This is a genomic window from Streptomyces sp. NPDC005141, from assembly GCF_053599975.1.
Genome location: NZ_JBSFYW010000102.1, coordinates 1 through 18,718, shown reverse-complemented (window position 1 = coordinate 18,718; position 18,718 = coordinate 1). Strand labels below are relative to the sequence as shown.

General features: G+C 71.5%; 17 protein-coding genes. 7 read left to right on the top strand and 10 right to left on the bottom strand.

Translation table 11 applies throughout. From position 1 onward, the window contains the following. Positions 1 to 132 precede the first annotated feature (132 nt). Genes ACWD68_RS39865 through ACWD68_RS39855 form a run of 3 tightly spaced genes read right to left on the bottom strand, consistent with a single transcriptional unit; the run spans position 133 to position 3,288 of the window. Entirely contained in the window at positions 133 to 1,266 is a 1,134-nt protein-coding gene (locus ACWD68_RS39865; protein ID WP_451811358.1) for an Mrp/NBP35 family ATP-binding protein, read from the bottom strand. A 44-nt stretch (positions 1,267 to 1,310) separates the two neighbouring features. Then, on the bottom strand, positions 1,311 to 1,907 hold the full coding sequence (locus ACWD68_RS39860; RefSeq protein ID WP_451811357.1) for a DUF1003 domain-containing protein: 597 nt from the start codon (positions 1,905 to 1,907) through the stop codon (positions 1,311 to 1,313). Continuing rightward, positions 1,897 to 3,288, bottom strand: coding sequence for a magnesium transporter MgtE N-terminal domain-containing protein (locus tag ACWD68_RS39855; RefSeq protein WP_451811356.1), 1,392 nt, complete (start codon positions 3,286 to 3,288; stop codon positions 1,897 to 1,899). Before ACWD68_RS39855 ends, ACWD68_RS39860 begins: the two co-directional genes overlap by 11 nt. Positions 3,289 to 3,473: 185 nt before the next feature. On the opposite strand from ACWD68_RS39855, the gene ACWD68_RS39850 reads away from it, so the two are divergent. Then, a complete protein-coding gene (locus ACWD68_RS39850; protein WP_451811355.1) occupies positions 3,474 to 4,232 on the top strand; it encodes a hypothetical protein in 759 nt (252 codons plus the stop codon). A 71-nt stretch (positions 4,233 to 4,303) separates the two neighbouring features. Here ACWD68_RS39850 and ACWD68_RS39845 read toward each other — a convergent pair whose 3' ends face one another. Both ACWD68_RS39845 and ACWD68_RS39840 read right to left on the bottom strand, forming a co-directional pair. Continuing rightward, positions 4,304 to 4,846: a hypothetical protein gene (locus tag ACWD68_RS39845; protein WP_451811354.1), complete on the bottom strand. Its 543-nt coding sequence runs from the start codon at positions 4,844 to 4,846 to the stop codon at positions 4,304 to 4,306. Positions 4,847 to 4,867: 21 nt separating this feature from the next. Beyond that, positions 4,868 to 5,980 (bottom strand): magnesium and cobalt transport protein CorA, encoded by a 1,113-nt coding sequence (locus ACWD68_RS39840; protein WP_451811353.1) that lies wholly within the window; start codon positions 5,978 to 5,980, stop codon positions 4,868 to 4,870. 617 nt (positions 5,981 to 6,597) lie between these two features. On the opposite strand from ACWD68_RS39840, the gene ACWD68_RS39835 reads away from it, so the two are divergent. Next, complete coding sequence (locus tag ACWD68_RS39835; RefSeq protein WP_451811352.1) at positions 6,598 to 7,182, top strand: suppressor of fused domain protein; 585 nt, start codon at positions 6,598 to 6,600, stop codon at positions 7,180 to 7,182. Positions 7,183 to 7,235: 53 nt separating this feature from the next. On the opposite strand, the gene ACWD68_RS39830 is transcribed toward ACWD68_RS39835, so the two are convergent. Further along, complete coding sequence (locus tag ACWD68_RS39830) at positions 7,236 to 8,489, bottom strand: MFS transporter (RefSeq protein ID WP_451811351.1); 1,254 nt, start codon at positions 8,487 to 8,489, stop codon at positions 7,236 to 7,238. 163 nt (positions 8,490 to 8,652) lie between these two features. On the opposite strand from ACWD68_RS39830, the gene ACWD68_RS39825 reads away from it, so the two are divergent. The 3 genes from ACWD68_RS39825 to ACWD68_RS39815 all read left to right on the top strand — a co-directional run bounded on the left by ACWD68_RS39825 (position 8,653) and on the right by ACWD68_RS39815 (position 11,445). Next, positions 8,653 to 9,294, top strand: coding sequence for a DUF6758 family protein (locus tag ACWD68_RS39825; RefSeq protein ID WP_451811350.1), 642 nt, complete (start codon positions 8,653 to 8,655; stop codon positions 9,292 to 9,294). A 182-nt stretch (positions 9,295 to 9,476) separates the two neighbouring features. Beyond that, complete coding sequence (locus ACWD68_RS39820; protein ID WP_451811349.1) at positions 9,477 to 10,334, top strand: PHP domain-containing protein; 858 nt, start codon at positions 9,477 to 9,479, stop codon at positions 10,332 to 10,334. A 505-nt stretch (positions 10,335 to 10,839) separates the two neighbouring features. Beyond that, on the top strand, positions 10,840 to 11,445 hold the full coding sequence (locus tag ACWD68_RS39815; RefSeq protein ID WP_451811348.1) for a MarC family protein: 606 nt from the start codon (positions 10,840 to 10,842) through the stop codon (positions 11,443 to 11,445). 114 nt (positions 11,446 to 11,559) lie between these two features. Here ACWD68_RS39815 and ACWD68_RS39810 read toward each other — a convergent pair whose 3' ends face one another. Beyond that, entirely contained in the window at positions 11,560 to 11,712 is a 153-nt protein-coding gene (locus ACWD68_RS39810) for a hypothetical protein (RefSeq protein ID WP_007384531.1), read from the bottom strand. 223 nt (positions 11,713 to 11,935) lie between these two features. On the opposite strand from ACWD68_RS39810, the gene ACWD68_RS39805 reads away from it, so the two are divergent. Then, complete coding sequence (locus tag ACWD68_RS39805) at positions 11,936 to 12,832, top strand: NYN domain-containing protein (RefSeq protein ID WP_451811347.1); 897 nt, start codon at positions 11,936 to 11,938, stop codon at positions 12,830 to 12,832. Positions 12,833 to 12,915: 83 nt separating this feature from the next. On the opposite strand, the gene ACWD68_RS39800 is transcribed toward ACWD68_RS39805, so the two are convergent. Both ACWD68_RS39800 and ACWD68_RS39795 read right to left on the bottom strand, forming a co-directional pair. After that, a complete protein-coding gene (locus ACWD68_RS39800) occupies positions 12,916 to 13,785 on the bottom strand; it encodes an alpha/beta fold hydrolase (protein WP_451811346.1) in 870 nt (289 codons plus the stop codon). Positions 13,786 to 14,447: 662 nt separating this feature from the next. Further along, positions 14,448 to 16,964, bottom strand: a complete 2,517-nt coding sequence (locus ACWD68_RS39795; RefSeq protein WP_451811345.1) for a DEAD/DEAH box helicase — start codon at positions 16,962 to 16,964, stop codon at positions 14,448 to 14,450. Positions 16,965 to 17,240: 276 nt separating this feature from the next. On the opposite strand from ACWD68_RS39795, the gene ACWD68_RS39790 reads away from it, so the two are divergent. After that, positions 17,241 to 18,002: a ferritin-like fold-containing protein gene (locus ACWD68_RS39790; RefSeq protein ID WP_451811344.1), complete on the top strand. Its 762-nt coding sequence runs from the start codon at positions 17,241 to 17,243 to the stop codon at positions 18,000 to 18,002. A gap of 110 nt (positions 18,003 to 18,112) precedes the next feature. Here the strand turns inward: ACWD68_RS39790 and ACWD68_RS39785 are convergent, their stop codons facing one another. Next, entirely contained in the window at positions 18,113 to 18,382 is a 270-nt protein-coding gene (locus ACWD68_RS39785; protein WP_451811343.1) for a hypothetical protein, read from the bottom strand. Between the last annotated feature and the right edge of the window lie 336 nt (positions 18,383 to 18,718).

Genomic DNA, 18,718 nt, shown 5'->3' with positions numbered 1-18,718 from the left:
ATCGTGTGCCCGGCGACACGGACCTTCAGGCGCCCGGCGACCCGCGCGGCGCCCTCGCCCGGCTCGCGGCCGGCGCGGGAGGACATCTTCGCGGCCCCTTCCTCGTAAGCGCGGAACTTCGCGCAACAAGTCCTAGAACTTGTTGCGCGGGGTGATGCCGAGCGACATCCCCGACAGGCCGCGCTGGCGGCCGCCCAGCTTGCCCGCGATGGCGCGCAGGGCCGCGCCGGCGGGGGAGTCGGGGTCGGTCAGAACCACCGGCTTGCCCTCGTCGCCGCCCTCGCGGAGGCGGACGTCGATCGGGATGGAGCCGAGGACCGGGACGGTCGCGCCGGTGGTGCGGGTCAGGCCGTCGGCGACCGACTGGCCGCCGCCGGTGCCGAACACGTCGACCATCTCGTCGCAGTGCGGGCAGGGCAGCCCCGCCATGTTCTCGACGACACCGACGATCTTCTGGTGGGTCTGCACGGCGATGGAGCCGGCGCGCTCGGCGACCTCGGCCGCCGCCTGCTGCGGGGTCGTGACGACCAGGATCTCGGCGTTCGGGACGAGCTGCGCGACGGAGATCGCGATGTCGCCCGTGCCCGGCGGGAGGTCGAGGAGCAGGACGTCCAGGTCGCCCCAGTACACGTCCGCCAGGAACTGCTGGAGAGCGCGGTGGAGCATCGGGCCGCGCCAGACCACCGGTGCGTTACCGGGGGTGAACATGCCGATGGAGATGACCTTCACGCCGTGCGCGGACGGCGGCATGATCATGTTCTCGACCTGGGTCGGCTTGCCGTCCGCGCCGAGCATGCGCGGCACCGAGTGGCCGTAGATGTCGGCGTCCACGACACCGACCTTGAGTCCGTCGGCCGCCATCGCCGCCGCCAGGTTCACGGTGACCGAGGACTTGCCGACGCCGCCCTTGCCGGACGCGACCGCGTACACGCGGGTCAGCGAGCCGGGCTTGGCGAAGGGCACCTCGCGCTCGGCCGTGCCGCCCTTCAGCGCGGTCGCCAGTTCGCGGCGCTGTTCGTCGCTCATCACGTCGAGCTCGACCTCGACAGCGGTGACGCCCTCGACCCGCGAGACCGCCTCCGTCACCCGCTGGGTGATCGTGTCGCGCATCGGGCAGCCGGAGACCGTCAGGTACACGGCGACCGCGACCACGCCCTCCGCGCCGATCTCGACCGATTTGACCATCCCCAGTTCGGTGATGGGTCGGTTGATCTCGGGGTCGTTCACCGTCGCCAGTGCTTCACGCACCGCGTCTTCCGTAGCCATAGGGACGATGGTACGGCGCTCCCCATGGGCTCCGGAAAGCCCCGTCACCGGTCGTCTACGTCACGTCCGTGCGACCGTTCCGCCGGGAATACGACCCGGTCGTCCCCGTGGCCGTCGGGATAGTGGTCCTCCAGCTCCTTGACCAGGTCCTGGAGCTCGGAGCGGATCCAGTCGCGGGTGGCCACCTCGCCGAGGCCCATCCGCAGTGCGGCGATCTCGCGGGTGAGGTACTCGGTGTCGGCGATGGAGCGCTCGTTCTGCTTGCGGTCCTGTTCGAGGTTGACCCGGTCGCGGTCGTCCTGCCGGTTCTGCGCGAGCAGGATCAGCGGGGCGGCGTAGGAGGCCTGGAGCGACAGCATCAGGGTCAGGAAGATGAACGGGTAGTTGTCGAACCGCAGGTCGCCCGGCGCGAAGATGTTCCACACCACCCACAGGATGATGACGACCGTCATCCAGACGATGAACCGTCCGGTGCCGAGGAAGCGGGCGATGCGCTCCGAGAGCCGTCCGAAGGCCTCCGGGTCCCACTCGGGCAGCAGTCTGCGCCGCGGCGGCTTCGGCTGGTCCAGCCGGGTGCGCGGCCGGGGGGCCGCCGTCGCCCCGCTGGCGACCCGCTCACGGGCCTCACGATCAGGCGCCATGGCGTCCCTCCCCGCCCGGCGGGCCGTCCGGCCCCCGGCGGACGTCCTCGTGGCCGTGAGGGTCCTCGTGGACCCCTTCACGGCCGCCCTCGTGGGTGCCCTCGTGCATGCTCTCGTGCACACCCTCGTCCAGGTGGAACTCCGTCTCCCGCCAGTCCTCGGGCAGCATGTGGTCCAGTACGTCGTCCACGGTCACCGCCCCGAGCAGCGAGCCGCTCTCGTCGACGACGGGCGCCGCGACCATGTCGTACGTCGCGAAGAACCCGGCGACCACGGGCAGCTCGTCCTCCGGGGCCAGCGGCTGGAGGTCGTCGTCGACGAGCGAGCCGACCAGGGTGAACGGCGGATCGCGCAGCAGCCGCTGGAAGTGCACCGCACCCAGGTACTTGCCCGTCGGCGTCTCGTCCGGCGGGCGGCACACGTACACCTGGGCGGCGAGCGCGGGGGAGAGGTCGGGGTTGCGGACCCGGGCGAGCGCGTCGGCGACGGTGGCGTCGGCGCGCAGCACGATGGGCTCGGTGGTCATGAGCCCGCCCGCCGTCCGCTCCGCGTACGCCATCAGCCGCCGGACGTCCGCCGCTTCGCCGGGCCGCATCAGGGTCAGCAGCCGCTCCACGTCCTCGGCGGGCAGCTCGGCGAGGAGGTCGGCCGCGTCGTCGGGGTCCATCGCCTCCAGGACGTCGGCCGCGCGTTCCTCCTTGAGCTTGCCGAGGATCTCGATCTGGTCGTCCTCGGGCAGTTCCTCGAGCACGTCGGCGAGACGGTCGTCGTCGAGCGCGGCGGCCACCTCGCCACGCCGCTTCGGCGACAGGTGGTGCAGCACGTTCGCGAGGTCGGCCGGGCGCAGCTGCTCGAAGGTGGCGAGCAGGCTCTCCGCGCCCTGCCCGTGTTCCTCCAGGGAGAACCCGGTGACGGAGGACCAGTCGACCGTCATCGTCTCGCCCTTGGAGCGCCGGAAGGCGCCGCTGCGCCCCTTGCGCACGAAGACGCGGCCGATCTCCCAGTCCCTGCGGGCCGGCAGCTGCTGGATCGACACGTCCAGGACGGTCACCTCCTCGCCGGTCTCGACGAGGGTCACGAGCCGGTCGAGAAGCTCTCCGAAGACGAGCCGCTCGGTGGGCCGCTGCTCGAAGCGGCGCACGTTCAGGACGCCGGTCGTGATGACCTGGCCGGACTCGATGCCCGTCACCCGGGTCATGGGCAGGAAGATCCGGCGGCGCGTCGACAGTTCGACGACGAGGCCGAGCAGCCGGGGCGGCCGCCGTCCGACGCGCAGCATGGCGACGAGGTCCCGCACCCGGCCCACCTGGTCGCCGTTCGGGTCGAAGACGGCGACACCGGCCAGATGCGAGACGAAGATCCGGGGGGCGCCTGCGGCCATGCCCGCGCCTCCTTCGCTTCGAAGCGTTCTGTGCCGGTCTGTCCGCTCGGGTGGGCTTCAGGCTAGCCCGTCCCGGTCGGATACGCCCTGGTGGGCGGTCCGGACGGACTGCCTCCGTCGGGAGGGGGCGGCACCGGTACGCTGCCGTACGCCGTTGAGGACCGCGCACGAAAGGCAGCCCACCTGTGACTGCAATTCCCCAGGGCCGTACCCGCAGAGCCGTGATGGTGACCGCGATGTGCGCACTGGCCGTGACAGGGGCGGGACTGACGGGGTGCGGCAGCGAGGACCCGGACGCGGGCACGAACGGGGTCGGCAAGCTGCCCGCCGCCACCATCCAGGCGAAGGCGAAGAAGGCGGCCGACGACGCGAAGACCGTCCGGCTGTCCGGGACCGTCGTCTCGAACGGGACCACGTACACCCTCGACATGCGCCTCAAGTCCGACGGCGGCACCGGCTCGGTCACCTCGAAGGGGGCCAGTTTCCGGCTGCTGCGGGTCGGCGAGCACCTGTTCCTCAAGGCGAACGCCGAGTTCTGGGCCCATCAGGACGGCAAGAGCGGCGGCAAGCCGGCGGACACCGCCGCGGCGGACAAGCTGGAGGGCATGTATGTGAAGGTGCCGACCGGCGACCCCGCGTACAAGCGCTTCAGCGGCTTCACCGACAAGGACGTCCTGCTCGACGGACTGCTCAGTCTGCACGGCGACCTCGCCACGGACGGCCACCACGAGGAGTCCGGCGTCCGCACCATCCGCATCACCGGCGGCAAGGGCTCGGGCGGCACCCTGGACGTCTCGCTGCAGGGAACCCCGTACCCGCTCCTCCTGTCGCGCGCGGGCAACGCCGGCACCCTCCGGCTGACCGACTGGGGCAAGGGCTTCGCGCTGGAGGAGCCGTCCAAGAAGGAGACGGTCGACTACGGGCAGCAGCTGCCCACGTCGTAGCCTGCGGCCGGGTGTACGGTCCGCGGCGGCCCGGACCCCGCCACCTCCGTGGCGCGACCGGGCCCAGCCCCCTAGCGGCGCTTACGCCTCTTCATCAGCAGGCGGGGCAGCGCCGCCGGAATCGGCAGGCGGGTGGTCGCCGGGCTCGGCACCGGCCGCTCGGCGAGCGAACCCTCGGGCAGCTCGGCGGTCGCGCCCGTCGGTTCGAGGCGCAGTACCCGGCACTCGCGCGCCCAGCGCCCCGGCATGGCCTCGCCGTCGGGGGCGTTCAGCCGCTTTCCCTTGAGCTCGCCGACGGCCGCCTCCCACTCCGGGGTGGCCTCGGTCAGCTCCACCACCGTGGCGGACCAGGAGACGAGCCGTCCGCCCTTGTCCTTGCTGCGTACGGTGACGACCGCGGCACCCCCGTCGACCAGCCCCGGCAGCGGCTGCTCGCCGGGCCCGTCGCCGACCACGCAGGCCGCGCCGTCGTGCCACACGTGCCACAGCGCTCGAGTGGGCACCTCGTGACCCGGACCGGGGAGCGCCGGCGCTCCGGCGCCCCTCACCCAGATCAGCCCGGACTTCTTGGTGGCCTCCTCGACGAGGGCCTGGTCGAGCAGCTCTTGCGTCATGGGGCCAAGCCTATCCACGCCCTAGAGCCAGCCGTTGCGCTTCAGGATGCGGTGGATGGAAAGGCAGAGGCCGACCGTGATGCCCATGACCACCGGGTAGCCGTAGCGTGCGTGCAGCTCCGGCATGTGCTCGAAGTTCATGCCGTACACGCCACAGACCATCGTCGGCACGGCGATGATCGCGGCCCATGAGGTGATCTTGCGCATGTCCTCGTTCTGCGCCACGGAGGCCTGCGCGAGGTTGGCCTGGAGGATCGAGTTGAGCAGTTCGTCGAAGCCGAGGACCTGCTCCTGCACGCGCGCGAGGTGGTCGGCGACATCGCGGAAGTACTTCTGGATGTCGGGGTCGATCAGCCGCATCGGGCGCTCGCTGAGCAGCTGCATGGGGCGCAGCAGCGGCGAGACCGCCCGCTTGAACTCCAGCACCTCGCGCTTGAGCTGGTAGATCTGCCCGGCGTCCGTGCCGCGCGGGGTGCCCTTGCGGCCCGGCGAGAACACCTCGGTCTCGACCTCGTCGATGTCGTCCTGCACGGCGTCCGCGACCGCGATGTAGCCGTCGACGACATGGTCGGCGATCGCGTGCAGCACCGCAGAGGGGCCCTTGGCGAGCAGTTCGGGGTCGTCCTGCAGCCGGTGCCGCAGGGCGCGCAGCGAGCCCTGTCCGCCGTGCCGGACGGTGATGAAGAAGTCCCGTCCGGTGAAGCACATGACCTCGCCGGTCTCGACGATCTCGCTGGTCGCCGTCAGCCGGTCGTGCTCGACGTAGTGGATGGTCTTGAAGACGGTGAAGAGCGAGTCGTCGTAGCGCTCCAGCTTGGGCCGCTGGTGGGCCTGGACGGCGTCCTCGACGGCCAGCGGGTGCAGCCCGAACTCCCCGGCGATACCGGCGAATTCGTCCTCGGTGGGCTCGTGCAGGCCGATCCACACGAAGCCGCCGTCGCGCCGCACCTGGCGCATCGCCTCGTGCGGCGTGAGCGGCGTGCGTGTGTCGACACGGGCACCGTCGCGGTAGACGGCGCAGTCGACCACGGCCGACGGGGTGCCGGGGTCACGGGTGGTGTCGTACGAGCCACTGTCCTTGCGCAGCGAGGGGCGGGGGCGGACCGCGGCGCGCAGGTCTCGGATCATCGACATGGCAGGCTCCTTTTCGCAACGGAGGCGGCCGGCGACGGTTGGAACTACCCGGAATGGGGACGTCCTGACTGCGGATGTTTGGCACGTCCACAAAGCGGGGAGCACCGCACCGTCGCGGTGGCAGCTTCGCTGTTGATTCAGATCGGACAGATCAGGGGTTCAGATCGGACAGATCAGGCGGAAACGAAGCGCTCTTCCGTGGTGCACCTGGCAACGCTGACACGTATGCACACGTTTGCGGGAGGCGGCAGCCGGCAAGGCTGAAAAACCAGCGGAACCAGCTACGAACTCAGCGACCGGAAGAGCGGGTGGTACTGCACGGTCGACTTCGGTCCATTGCAGCCCCACCTCCTCCGGTCGGTCCCCCATGAGGGACGATCCATCCCCCGAAGGGGAGTCTGTCTCCCTCCGAAGGGGAGTCAGATCAGTCTCAGTGCGTCGGAGCCCGGGAGCAACTCCCCCAGCGCCAAGAGGGCCTGGGTGGTGCCTCCACTGTGCGCTGCTCCGACCAGCGGCCAAGACTATCAGCGCAGGAATGCGTCAAGTCGCCGCTTTGCGCGTTGTTGACCAGGGGTCCGGTGCGCCGTCGCGCAGTTGACGCGGCCTATGCTCGGCGCATGGCTGATGTTCTTCCTCTGGTCGAGGCCCGTTTGTGCTCCGCGCTGGGCGAACCCGACGCGCGGGCCGCGGTCACCTTCCTGGGCACCGACCGCATCGAGGTGCTGCGTTTCACCGAGGGCGACATCGTCCGCTACGCCACGCTCGGCATGTCCATCCAGCCGATGGCGGACCCCACCGCCGTGCTCGCCGACCCGGTGAAGGGCCCGCGCGCCGAGCTGGTCCTCTCGGTCCGGCCGGGCGGCGCCGACACCGACAAGGTGCTCCGCCCGCTCGCCGTGCTCGCCGCCGCTCCCCAGGTCGAGGGACTGGTCGTGGCCCCCGGCGCCTCGCTCGACGTGGGTGAATCCCTGTGGCCCGGCGCGCCGTTCACCTCCGTCCTGGTCGCGGAGTCCGGCGGTCTGGTGGAGGACCTGGAACTGGACGAGCCCGCCGACCCCGTACGGTTCCTGCCGCTGCTCCCCATGACGCCCAACGAGGCCGCCTGGAAGCGCGTGCACGGCGCTGCCGCCCTCCAGGAGCGCTGGCTGAACGGTGGAACGGACCTGCGTGATCCGCTGCGCAAGTCCGTTCCGCTCGACTGACCGGCCCCCGGAGCTCCGAACCCGACGGGGCATCAGTTTCCGCTCCTGCTCGGTCAGTTGGCGAAGACGGTGACGCCGTCCTCGGTGGCGTGCGCCGGCTCCAGCTCCTCGGCCTCGGAGGTGAGCGCCTCGCGCCGTACGAAGACCACCGCCGCGCCCAGCAGGGCGGTGACCGCGGCGACCACGAACGGGACGTGGATGTCGCTCCACTCCTCGATCTTCGGCGCGAAGTAAGGCGCCGCCGCGGCCGCGAACCAGCGCACGAAGTTGTAGCCGGCGCTCGCCACGGGGCGCGGTGCGTCCGATACTCCGAGGGCCAGCTCCGTGTAGACGGTGTTGTTCACGCCGATGAAGGCGCCGGACAGGATCGTGCAGACGACGGCGGTGGTGTGGTTGCCGTACCCGAGGACGAGCACGTCGGCGGCGAGCAGCACCAGGGAGCCGCCCAGCACTTTCAGCGAGCCGAACCGGGCCTGCATGCGCGGCGCCACGATCACCGAGAACACCGCGAGCAGTACGCCCCAGCAGAAGAACACCGCGCCGGACTTGTACGGCGTCATGTTCAGCACGAACGGGGTGAAGGCCAGCACGGTGAAGAACGTGTAGTTGTAGAAGAACGCGGACGTCGCGGCGGAGGCGAGACCTCCGTGGCCGAGGGCGCGCAGCGGGTCCAGGAGCGAGGTCTTGCACGCGGGCTTCGGCTGCTCCTTCAGGAACGCCGTGATGCACAGGAAGCCGATCGCCATCAGGAACGCTGTGCCGAAGAACGGGTAGCGCCAGCTGGCGTCACCGAGCAGCGCTCCCAGCAGGGGCCCGCAGGCCATGCCGAGGCCCAGCGCCGACTCGTACAGCAGGATCGCCGCCGCGCTGCCGCCTGCCGCCGCGCCGACGATGACGGCGAGGGCGGTGGAGACGAACAGCGCGTTGCCGAGGCCCCAGCCGGCCCGGAAGCCGACGAGTTCGCCGACCGATCCCGAGGTGCCGGCGAGTCCGGCGAAGACCACGACGAGCGCGAGGCCGAGCAGCAGGGTCCTGCGGCCGCCGATCCGGCTGGAGACGAAGCCGGTCACCAGCATCGCGACGGCGGTGATCAGGAAGTACGAGGTGAAGAGCAGGGACACCTGGCTGGTGGTGGCGTCGAGCCCCTTGGCGATGGACGGCAGGATCGGGTCGACCAGCCCGATGCCCATGAAGGCGACGACGGACGCCCCGGCAGTCGCCCAGACGGCCCTCGGCTGGCGCAGGATGCTGCCCGCACCGGCGTCGAACGTGTCCCCCTCCGCGGGGGCTTCCGTGCTGCTGATCATGCCCGCTCCTTCGCTGTGCACCGACTGGATCGTTGGCGTATACATACAATAAGTTAGATGGGCTAATTAATGCAAGATGCATCTAGTTTTTGGCGTGGCAGGCACACGGCGGACGGGTGATCGTCCTTGACGCGGCGAAGGACGGGGAGGACCGTTGGGCCCTATGAGGGGCGAACCCAGTTGCCCGAAGTGTGGTGGCCGGGTCAGGGCTCCCGGCCTCTTTGCCGACTCCTGGCAGTGCGATGTGCATGGCACGGTGCATCCGCTGCAGCCCGTGATCCCGCCCAGCGTCGAGGCCCTCGGTGTGGTCGTGCACCGCGCCCGGGTACCGGTGTGGATGCCGTGGCCGCTCCCTGTCGGCTGGCTGTTCACCGGGGCGGCGTTCGCGGGGGACGACCGAAGCGGCGGCAGGGCCACCGTCATCGCCTGCTCGGGGCCCGGCCCGCTGGGCGGCATGGGCGAGCTGATCCTGGTCGCCGAGGAACTCGGCGTCGGCCTCGGCGCGCGGTACGCGGGCATCGACGGGCCTGATCCCGGCCCCTATATGAGCGTCGAGAAACCGCCTCAGGCGAAGGTTCTCGCGGCGGGCCGGCCCACCCCGCTCTGGCATGTCTCCAGCTCCCCCGACGATCGCGCCGTCTTCGCGGGCGAGGCGCGCGGGCTGTGGCTGTGGGCGGTCGTCTGGCCCGAACAGACCGGACTGCTGATGTACGACGAACTGGTCCTGACGGATCTGCGCGATGCGGGCGCGGAGGTGGACCTGCTGCCGTGCGGCGCCTTGTCGCCGCGCATCCTGGAGCCGTAGGGCCGCGCCGGGCTGTGATGATCCCGCTCCGCCGGGCCGGAGTGCGGGGCCGGGGTTCCGTGGACATCGGCTCGGCCGGTGTGTAGGGGGTGCTCGGGGGGTGTGGGTGTGACAGTGGGGTGTCGGATTCCCGTTATCCTTGAGCGTCCCCGTCCGTCCCGTCACCGCCTGGAGCCCGCGTAGTGCGCATCGACCTGCACGCCCACTCCACCGCTTCCGACGGCACGGACACCCCGGCCGAGCTGGTGCGCAACGCCGCCGCCGCCGGTCTGGACGTCGTCGCGCTCACCGACCACGACACCACCCGCGGGTACGCCGAGGCGATCGCCGCACTGCCCGAGGGGCTCACCCTCGTCACCGGCGCCGAACTCTCCTGCCGGATCGACGGCATCGGCCTGCACATGCTGGCCTACCTCTTCGACCCCGAGGAGCCCGCACTGCTCGCCGAGCGCGAGCTGGTGCGGGACGACCGCGTGCCGCGCGCCCAGGGCATGATCGCCAGACTCCGGGAACTCGGCGTGCCGATCACCTGGGAACAGGTGGCGCGCATCGCGGGCGACGGATCGGTCGGGCGCCCGCACGTCGCCTCCGCGCTGGTCGAGCTGGGTGTCGTCGGCAGCGTCTCCGACGCCTTCACCGAGGAATGGCTCGCCGACGGCGGTCGCGCCTACGTCCCCAAGCACGAGACCGACCCCTTCGAGGCGATCCGGCTGGTCAAGGGGGCCGGGGGCGTCACCGTCCTCGCGCACCCCGCCGCCGCCAAGCGGGGCCGCACCGTGCCGGAGTCGTCGATCGCGGAACTCGCCGCCGCGGGACTCGACGGCATCGAGGTCGACCACATGGACCACGAGCCGGCCACCCGCGCACGGCTGCGCGGTCTGGCCTCCGAGCTGGGGCTGCTGGCCACGGGCTCGTCCGACTACCACGGCAGCCGCAAGACCTGTGTTCTCGGGGAGTTCACGACCGACCCCGAGGTCTACGGGGAGATCACCCGCCGGGCCACCGGGGCGTTCCCGGTGCCGGGCGCCGGCGGAGCCTGAATCCCCGGACGTTCCGCGCCGGGCCGGTCCCGTCGGGCCTGTGCCGACAGGTCGGCGTCATGAGGCCTGTACGGGCCGGGTCCGTTCGTCGGGGTCCGTGCGTCAGGGGCCGTGCCGTCGAGCTGCGTGCCGACAGGCCCGTATCCGCCGGGTTCGCGTCATGAGGTCCGTACGAGCCGGGTCGGTGTCGTGAGGCCCGAGCTCACCGGGCGGCGCGCGGACCGGCGCCTCTGCCCGGTCGGGACGGACGTCCTGGCCGTACGGGGGTGAGGGCCGGCGCCATGCGTGCCGGGCCGTGCCCCGTCCGTCGTACGGACCGGTGCGCGCCCACCCGGGGGCGTACGTCCCGCCCCTCGCTCGGCCGGAACCGCGTTCACCGGCCCGTCCCCAGGCACCCGGCACCGCCGGTCGCGCCTCCCTGTTCCGCCCCGCGGAACCACTGCCCACAGCGGTGGCCGGAAGACCCGCCCACCGCCTCTCACCACCTCGCAAGGCTTACTTCACCATGTTCGACGTCGCCGTCTTCGGCTCCCTCTTCCTCACGCTCTTCGTCATCATGGATCCCCCCGGGATCACTCCGATCTTCCTGGCGCTCACCGCCGGCCGCCCCGCCAGGGTGCAGCGGCGCATGGCCTTCCAGGCGGTCTGCGTCGCCGGTGGTGTCATCGCCGTCTTCGGGCTCCTCGGGCACCAGATCCTGGACTACCTGCACGTCTCCGTGCCCGCGCTGATGATCGCGGGCGGGCTGCTGCTCCTGCTCATCGCCCTCGACCTGCTGACCGGCAAGACCGACGAGCCGAAGCAGACCAAGGACGTCAACGTCGCCCTCGTGCCCCTGGGCATGCCCCTGCTCGCCGGGCCCGGTGCGATCGTGTCCGTGATCCTCGCGGTGCAGAAGGCCGACACCGTCGCCAGCCAGGTCTCGGTGTGGACGGCCATCCTGGCGATCCATGTCGTGCTGTGGGTCGTGATGCGCTACTCGCTGCTGATCATCCGCGTCATCAAGGACGGCGGCGTGGTTCTGGTGACCCGGCTCGCGGGCATGATGCTCTCCGCCATCGCGGTGCAGCAGATCATCAACGGCGTCACGCAGGTGATCCAGGGGAGCTGACGGCTCCGAGGACACGCAGAGCCCCGTACGGCATGGATGCCGTACGGGACTCTGAAGTCTGAAAAGCGTCCGCGTCCTGCAACGCCCCTGGGCGCTACGAGGCGGGTCCTCGTATTACGAAGCGGACGTATCGGCCGGGCGGATCCACAGTCGCTGCCCGATGGCGGCGGCCTGCTGAACGATCCGGTTGACGGAGGCGGCGTCTACGACAGTGCTGTCCACGGGCGTGCCGTCGACATCGTCGAGTCGCATGATTTCGAAGCGCATGGGCTTCTCCCTTCGTCTGGTCATCCTCCTGAGGAGAACTACTTGTGTGGAGAGCGAGTCATCGGTGTCTCGCTTCCGTAAGTAGCCAACGGGATGCGTGTTACAAACATTCCCTACGCTAAGGAAATTTTTCGAGAACCTAATTACTGACGGGTAAGCAGGTTGGCGGAGACTGAACGGCGCCAGTTGTGTTCGCAGCGTGACCGCCGGGACAATGGAATTGATGAACGACGACCACGCGGCCCTCGCCGCCCGCATCGACCGCACGAACGAGCTGCTCCAGCGCATGCTCGCCGAGGTCGCGAAGACACCCTCCACCCACGCGATCTTCGTCGACGCCGGATATCTGTACGCGGCGGCGGGACGGCTCGTCGCCGGCACGGAGGACCGCCGTTCGTTCGACCTGGACACCGAGGGCCTCATCGAGGCGCTCATCGACCGGGCCCGCACGATTTTCGCGGACAGCCGGCTGCTGCGCGTCTACTGGTACGACGGGGCGCGACGCCGTATCCACACCGCGGAACAGCAGTCGATCGCCGAACTCCCGGACGTGAAAGTCCGGTTGGGGAATCTGAACGCCAACAACCAGCAAAAGGGCGTCGATTCACTCATCAGGTCCGACCTGGAATCCCTCGCCCGGCACCGCGCCATCAGCGACGCGGCCCTGCTCGGCGGTGACGAGGACCTCGTCTCCGCGGTCGAGGCCGCGCAGGGCTACGGCGCCCGGGTCCATCTCTGGGGCATCGAGGCGCCCGAGGGCCGCAACCAGGCCGAGCCGCTGCTCTGGGAGGTCGACAGCCAGCGCACGTTCGACCTCGACTTCTTCAAGCCGTATGTGGCCAGGCGGACCGCCCAGTCGTACGACCCGACGGCGGCGACCCGGCCCACGAGGGAGGACGTGCGTTTCGTGGGCGCACAGATCGCCGCCAAGTGGCTGGCCGCACGGGGCAGGGAATCCCTGGTGGATCTGCTGCCCGGGCACCCGTACCTCCCCGGCTCGGTCGACCAGGACCTGCTGGTCGAGGCCGAGGGGCTGCTCCAGTACTCCCTGCGCGGCCAGTCGGACCTGCGCCGCGCCCTGCGGGACGGCTTCTGGGAGCACCTGCAGGCGCAGTACTAGCAGTACTGGCAGTACTTCTAGCCCCTGGCGATCCGTAGGAGTCCTGGCGGTCCTAGGGGGCGGGGCCAGCAGTCCCGGCGGTACTAGCGGGCCGTGCTGTCCCAGAACCCGGCCAGTGCTCGGGCGGTCTCCAGTGGCTGGTCGGCGTTGGGGGAGTGCTCCGCGCCCTCGACGACCGTGCGGTGGGCGTCGAGCCGTACGGCCATCGTGTCCAGCAGGGACACCGGCCAGGTGTCGTCGTGCTCGCCGGATATCACGTGCTTCGGGAGGGGGACGGCGGCCAGTTCGGCCACGCGGTCAGGCTCGACGCACAGCTGACGGCCTGTGGCGACGAGCTGGGCGGGGCTGTTGCCGAGCCAGCGGCGGCGCAGGTCGGCGAGATCGTCGAGCCCCGCGTCCAGCCCGCCCGTGTCGGTCTCCTCGGGCGGCTCCATCGCCCGTATCGCCTCCCAGACCTCGGCCATGCTCATCACGGCGAGCGCGTCCCGCAACAGCTTGACGCGCTGCTGCTGGGTCGTGGAGATCTGGGCGGGGCCGGAGGCCATGAGCGTGAGTGAGGCGAACGGTGAGGGGTCGATCAGCACCGCCGCGCGGGCGATCTGGCCGCCGAGCGAGTGCCCCACGAGGTGCAGCGGGGTGCCGATCGCAGCGGCCTGCGCGAGCACGTCCTGCGCCAACTCGGCCTGCTCGTAGGCAGTTTCGTCGTCCCGAGGTCCTTCGGTCTCGAACTGTCCGCGCCCGTCGACGGCCACCGTCCGGTATCCCGCGGCGGCCAGGGGCGCGTGCAGCGCGATGAAGTCCTCCTTGCTCCCGGTGAACCCGGGCAGCAGCAAGGCGGTCCCCTTGGGCTGCCCGTCCGGGGCGCCGTCGAGCACGGCGAACGTGCCGCGCGAGGTCGACAGCGGGTAGGCGCGGACACCGGCGGGCGGGGCGAACGTATAGGGCCTGCTCATGCGGAGGAGGCTATCGGGCGGGGGAGGCGGACGCTCGGCGGGTGGGGCGGTCCGGGGGACCACTGGCCTGGTGGGGTACGCCGGGAGCCGACAGGGTGAGGGCCGCGGGACAGGCCCTGGGTGCCGGGGAGCGGGGCTCGGGGCTCGGGACGGGCCCCGGGTGCGGTGGCCGGGGCCCGCGGCGGGCCGGGAGCCGACACCGGGACCGGCTGCGGTGCCGGCTGCGGCGCCGGCCTTCGGACGGCCGGGGAGCGCGGCCTTGGGGATGGCGTTCCGGGAAGCGGGCCAGGCAGGTGCTGAACCGGTACGGGAGGCCGTAACGGGCTCGCCTCCCACCAGGACGACCCCGGCGCGAGGGGACCGGCACAGGCCTCGCCCTCCAGGGCAGGCCCTGTCGCCCGCAGGGACAGGCCGTCCCGGCCTGCTCCGGGACAGCCCCGGCAGGAGGCCGGGGAGGCCCCGCCTTCTGCGGGGACGGGCCCTGCCGCCCGCAAGGGCGGGCTTCGCCCTACTCCGGGAAAGCCCCCCGCAGAGGCCAGGACACGCCTCACCTCCCGCCAGGACGCGTCCCGCCTCCTGCCGGACAGGCAGGGTCGGGAGCGGGAGGGAAAACGCCGATGGCCCGGCCCCACCGGAGTGGGACCGGGCCATCGGACGGGAGATCAGCTCTCCGCGGGCTCCGCGGCGACAACCTTGCGGGTGCGGCGACGGGTGGCGGGCTTGGCCTCGCCCTCCTCGGCGGCCTGGGCCGGGATGTCGGCGTCGGCCTTGCGGGTCCGGCGGCGGACGGGCTTGGCCTCGGTCGCCTCGGCGACCTCAGCCGTGTCCGCGGTGCTCGCGGCCTTGGCCCGCGTACGCCGCGGCTTGGTCTCGGCGACCTCGGTGGCGGCGGCCTCGACGGTGTCGAGGACGGCCTCCGCGGCCTTGCGGGTGCGGCGACGGGTGGCGGGCTTGGCCTCGCCCTCCTCGGCGGCCTGGGCCGGGATGTCGGCGTCGGCGACGGCCTTGCGGGTCCGGCGGCGGGCGGGCTTGGCCTCGGTCGCCTCGGTTGCCTCGGTCGCCTCGGTTGCCTCGGTCGTCTCGGCGGCCTCGGCCGTGTCCGTGGCGGTGCTCGCGGCCTTGGCCCGCGTACGCCGCGGCTTGGTCTCGGCGACCGCCTCGGCGACCTCGGTGGCGGCGGCCTCGACGGTGTCGAGGACGGCCTCCGCGGCCTTACGGGTCCGGCGCCGCACGGGCTTGGCCGGAGCCTCGGTGACCTCGGCGGCCTCGGCGACCGTCTCGGCCGCGGGCGCCGCCTCGACGGCCTTACGGGTCCGACGGCGGGCCGGCTTGGCCGGAGCCTCGGCGACGATCTCGGCGGCGACGCTCTCGACCACGGCCTCGGCAGCGGTCACCGCCGCCTCCGCCGTCTCGACGACGGTGTCGGCGGTCCTGCGGCTCCGGCGACGGCGCGGCTTGGCCGACTCGTCGGACTCGTCGGTGACGCCCTCGACCGTTGCCACGGCGGTCTCGGCGGCCTCGGCCACCGGGGCGGCCACCGGCTCGGAGCCCGCTCCACTGCGCGTACGCCGACGACGGCGCGGCGTGCGGGGCTCGGTGGCCTCGACGGACGCGGGAACGTCCGTGGCGGCCTCGGGCGATGTGGACGGGGACGTGGACGTCTCGTCCGGCGACGCACCGTTGCGCGTACGACGGCGCTGGCGCGGCGTGCGAGGCGAGCGCTCACGCTCGCGCTCGGGGGCCGACGGCGCCGCCGAACGGCCACCACGGCCACGCGGACCGCCACGGCCACCGGTCTCGCCCAGGTCCTCGACCACCTCGGCCGCGAGCCCGGCGCGGGTGCGCTCGGAACGCGGCAGGACACCCTTGGTGCCGGCCGGGATGCTCAGCTCCTCGAAGAGGTGCGGCGACGTGGAGTACGTCTCCGGCGGGTTGCCGAAGCCGAGGTCCAGCGCCTTGTTGATCAGCTGCCAGCGCGGGATGTCGTCCCAGTCGACGAGGGTGATCGCGATGCCCTTGGCGCCCGCGCGGCCGGTGCGGCCGATGCGGTGCAGGTACGTCTTCTCGTCCTCGGGGGACTGGTAGTTGATGACGTGGGTGACACCCTCGACGTCGATGCCGCGGGCGGCCACGTCGGTGCAGACGAGGACGTCGACCTTGCCGTTGCGGAAGGCGCGCAGCGCCTGCTCGCGGGCACCCTGGCCGAGGTCGCCGTGGACCGCGCCGGAGGCGAAGCCACGCTGCTGGAGCTGGTCGGCGAGGTCGGCCGCCGTACGCTTGGTGCGGCAGAAGACCATGGCCAGGCCACGGCCGTCGGCCTGCAGTATGCGGGCGACCAGCTCGGGCTTGTCCATGTTGTGCGCGCGGTAGATGAACTGCGCGGTGTTGCGGACCGTCGCGCCCTCGTCGTCCGGCGAGGTGGCGCGGATGTGCGTGGGCTGCGACATGTAGCGGCGCGCGAGACCGATGACCGCGCCCGGCATGGTCGCCGAGAACAGCATCGTCTGACGGCGGGCCGGCAGCATGTTCATGATCTTCTCGACGTCGGGCAGGAAGCCCAGGTCGAGCATCTCGTCGGCCTCGTCGAGGACGAGCGCCTTGACGTGCTGGAGGTTGAGCTTCTTCTGGCCCGCGAGGTCCAGCAGTCGCCCCGGGGTGCCGACGATGACGTCGACGCCCTTCTTCAGGGCCTCCACCTGGGGCTCGTACGCCCGGCCGCCGTAGATGGCGAGAACGCGTACGTTGCGGACCTTGCCCGCGGTGAGCAGGTCGTTGGTCACCTGGGTGCACAGCTCGCGCGTCGGGACGACGACGAGGGCCTGCGGGGCGTCGGTCAGCTGCTCGGGCTTGGCCCGGCCCGCCTCGACGTCCGCGGGGACGGTGACACGCTCCAGGAGCGGAAGGCCGAAGCCCAGCGTCTTGCCGGTGCCGGTCTTGGCCTGGCCGATGACGTCGCTGCCGGAAAGGGCAACGGGGAGCGTCATCTCCTGGATGGGGAAGGGGTTGATGATTCCGACGGCTTCAAGGGCTTCGGCCGTCTCGGGAAGGATTCCGAGCTCTCGGAAAGTCGTAGTCAGGGTGCTGCCTCTTCTGTGTACGCGGTGCGAGGCGAGCGCGGGGGTCGTGTCGGGACCGTGCCGGGGACGTCGGCCGCTCTTGACGGGCTGGCCGAGTGGCATGGGACCACTGCCGACGCTCGAGCTCTCGTGCCGCTGAGGGTTCCCTCCGGATGCCGTACGCAGTGTGCCGTACCGACGAGGAGGGCTGTCGGGTCGGAGCCGATCGGGCCACCGACCGGGCATCCTCATTCGTGCGGCCCGTCGAATACTCGCCGGGCGCATTACCACCATACCCCGGAATCACGCACATGCGATGGCCGATTTGGTCACGTAGTCGTCGTCACACTGGTTGACCAGGGACTTCCCTCGTGCTGTGAGCGGGCTATTGTGCGCTTCATGACGACGCCTGACAACGCCGCTGAGAAGCCCGCCGAGGCCCCCGCCGACACCGCTCCCGCGGCCACCGGAGTAGCCGCGCAGGACTGGGACACGGCCTCGGCCGACCCGCAGTACCGCGCCGCGGTCGTGGACCTGCTCGGAGCGCTCGCGTACGGCGAGCTCGCGGCCTTCGAGCGGCTCGCGGAGGACGCCAAGCTGGCGCCCACGCTCAGCGACAAGGCGGAGCTGGCGAAGATGGCGTCGTCCGAGTTCCACCACTTCGAGCAGCTGCGGGACCGGCTCGCCGCGGTCGGCGCGGAGCCGACGCAGGCCATGGAGCCGTTCGTCGCCGCGCTCGACGGCTTCCACAAGCAGACGGCTCCCTCGGACTGGCTGGAAGGGCTCGTCAAGGCGTACGTCGGCGACTCGATCGCCAGTGACTTCTACCGTGAGGTCGCGGCCCGCCTCGACTCGGACACCCGCGGGCTCGTCCTCGGCGTCCTCGACGACACCGGTCACGCCGGCTTCGCCATCGAGAAGGTGCGCGCAGCGATCGACGCCGACCCGCGGGTGGGGGGCCGGCTCGCGCTGTGGGCGCGACGGCTGATGGGCGAGGCCCTGTCCCAGTCGCAGCGTGTGGTCGCCGACCGTGACGCCCTGTCGACGATGCTCGTGGGCGGCGTCGCGGACGGCTTCGATCTCGCGGAGGTCGGCCGGATGTTCTCCCGGATCACCGAGGCGCACACCAAGCGGATGGCCGCACTGGGCCTCGCGGCCTAGCACCTGCCCCGCGGCCCGGGACCTGCCCCGCGGGCGGGCCCTCGGGCGCGGTCCGGGACACGTCCTAGCCGCGCGGTTCGCGGTCGCGGGAGCGGGGTCTGCGGAACGGGCTACGCCGTCGCCGAGCGGCGTCGAAAACGCTCTTCCGGGCGGAGCAGCAGCGACAGCAGCGCCGCGGAGACGGCCGCCGCGCCGAGCAGGATGACCAGCCAGTGGCCGGAGCCCAGGGCCGTGTGCGTCAGGAAGGCGCCGAACAGGGCTCCTGCGACGCCGGTCGACAGAACCAGGCTGCGGGCCGGCAACCGCTGGGGCAGGCGGTATGCCGCCGCCCACGCCAGCGCGAGACCGAGCAGCGCTGAGCCGAGCGCTTCCAAGAACATGGTGGGGGTCCCTCCCGCACGGCCGGGGCAAATCGGTCTTAGCCGGTCCTACCCCTGACGTGCGGAACGCAATCCTCCTCCGTGCTTGTCCTGTGCTCCATCTGTGGACGTGACGCGGGGAGGCGCGACCCGGCGACGGCGGACGGGAGCGAGGCGCGGAGTGGTATGCGAAGGGCCCGGTGACGATGTCACCGGGCCCTTGTCGCTCTGGCCGTGGCCCCGCTGGTCGAGGGCGATGGCGCTCCTCGGCACGCCGGTCCGATTCGTTCGGCTGCGGGCGGATGTACCGGCGCGGCCCCGCCCCCCTCGAAACCGCGGCGCCCCGAGCCCTGTCGA

What these genes read in the sequence shown, in the direction of transcription:
- ACWD68_RS39865 (WP_451811358.1), bottom strand. Translation starts at nt 1,266, where the DNA reads ATGGCTACGGAAGACGCGGTGCGTGAAGCACTGGCGACGGTGAACGAC.
- ACWD68_RS39855 (WP_451811356.1), bottom strand. Translation starts at nt 3,288, where the DNA reads ATGGCCGCAGGCGCCCCCCGGATCTTCGTCTCGCATCTGGCCGGTGTC.
- ACWD68_RS39815 (WP_451811348.1), top strand. Translation starts at nt 10,840, where the DNA reads ATGTTCGACGTCGCCGTCTTCGGCTCCCTCTTCCTCACGCTCTTCGTC.
- ACWD68_RS39835 (WP_451811352.1), top strand. Translation starts at nt 6,598, where the DNA reads ATGGCTGATGTTCTTCCTCTGGTCGAGGCCCGTTTGTGCTCCGCGCTG.
- ACWD68_RS39830 (WP_451811351.1), bottom strand. Translation starts at nt 8,489, where the DNA reads ATGATCAGCAGCACGGAAGCCCCCGCGGAGGGGGACACGTTCGACGCC.
- ACWD68_RS39825 (WP_451811350.1), top strand. Translation starts at nt 8,653, where the DNA reads ATGAGGGGCGAACCCAGTTGCCCGAAGTGTGGTGGCCGGGTCAGGGCT.
- ACWD68_RS39785 (WP_451811343.1), bottom strand. Translation starts at nt 18,382, where the DNA reads ATGTTCTTGGAAGCGCTCGGCTCAGCGCTGCTCGGTCTCGCGCTGGCG.
- ACWD68_RS39860 (WP_451811357.1), bottom strand. Translation starts at nt 1,907, where the DNA reads ATGGCGCCTGATCGTGAGGCCCGTGAGCGGGTCGCCAGCGGGGCGACG.
- ACWD68_RS39795 (WP_451811345.1), bottom strand. Translation starts at nt 16,964, where the DNA reads ATGCCACTCGGCCAGCCCGTCAAGAGCGGCCGACGTCCCCGGCACGGT.
- ACWD68_RS39845 (WP_451811354.1), bottom strand. Translation starts at nt 4,846, where the DNA reads ATGACGCAAGAGCTGCTCGACCAGGCCCTCGTCGAGGAGGCCACCAAG.
- ACWD68_RS39790 (WP_451811344.1), top strand. Translation starts at nt 17,241, where the DNA reads ATGACGACGCCTGACAACGCCGCTGAGAAGCCCGCCGAGGCCCCCGCC.
- ACWD68_RS39800 (WP_451811346.1), bottom strand. Translation starts at nt 13,785, where the DNA reads ATGAGCAGGCCCTATACGTTCGCCCCGCCCGCCGGTGTCCGCGCCTAC.
- ACWD68_RS39810 (WP_007384531.1), bottom strand. Translation starts at nt 11,712, where the DNA reads ATGCGCTTCGAAATCATGCGACTCGACGATGTCGACGGCACGCCCGTG.
- ACWD68_RS39840 (WP_451811353.1), bottom strand. Translation starts at nt 5,980, where the DNA reads ATGTCGATGATCCGAGACCTGCGCGCCGCGGTCCGCCCCCGCCCCTCG.
- ACWD68_RS39805 (WP_451811347.1), top strand. Translation starts at nt 11,936, where the DNA reads ATGAACGACGACCACGCGGCCCTCGCCGCCCGCATCGACCGCACGAAC.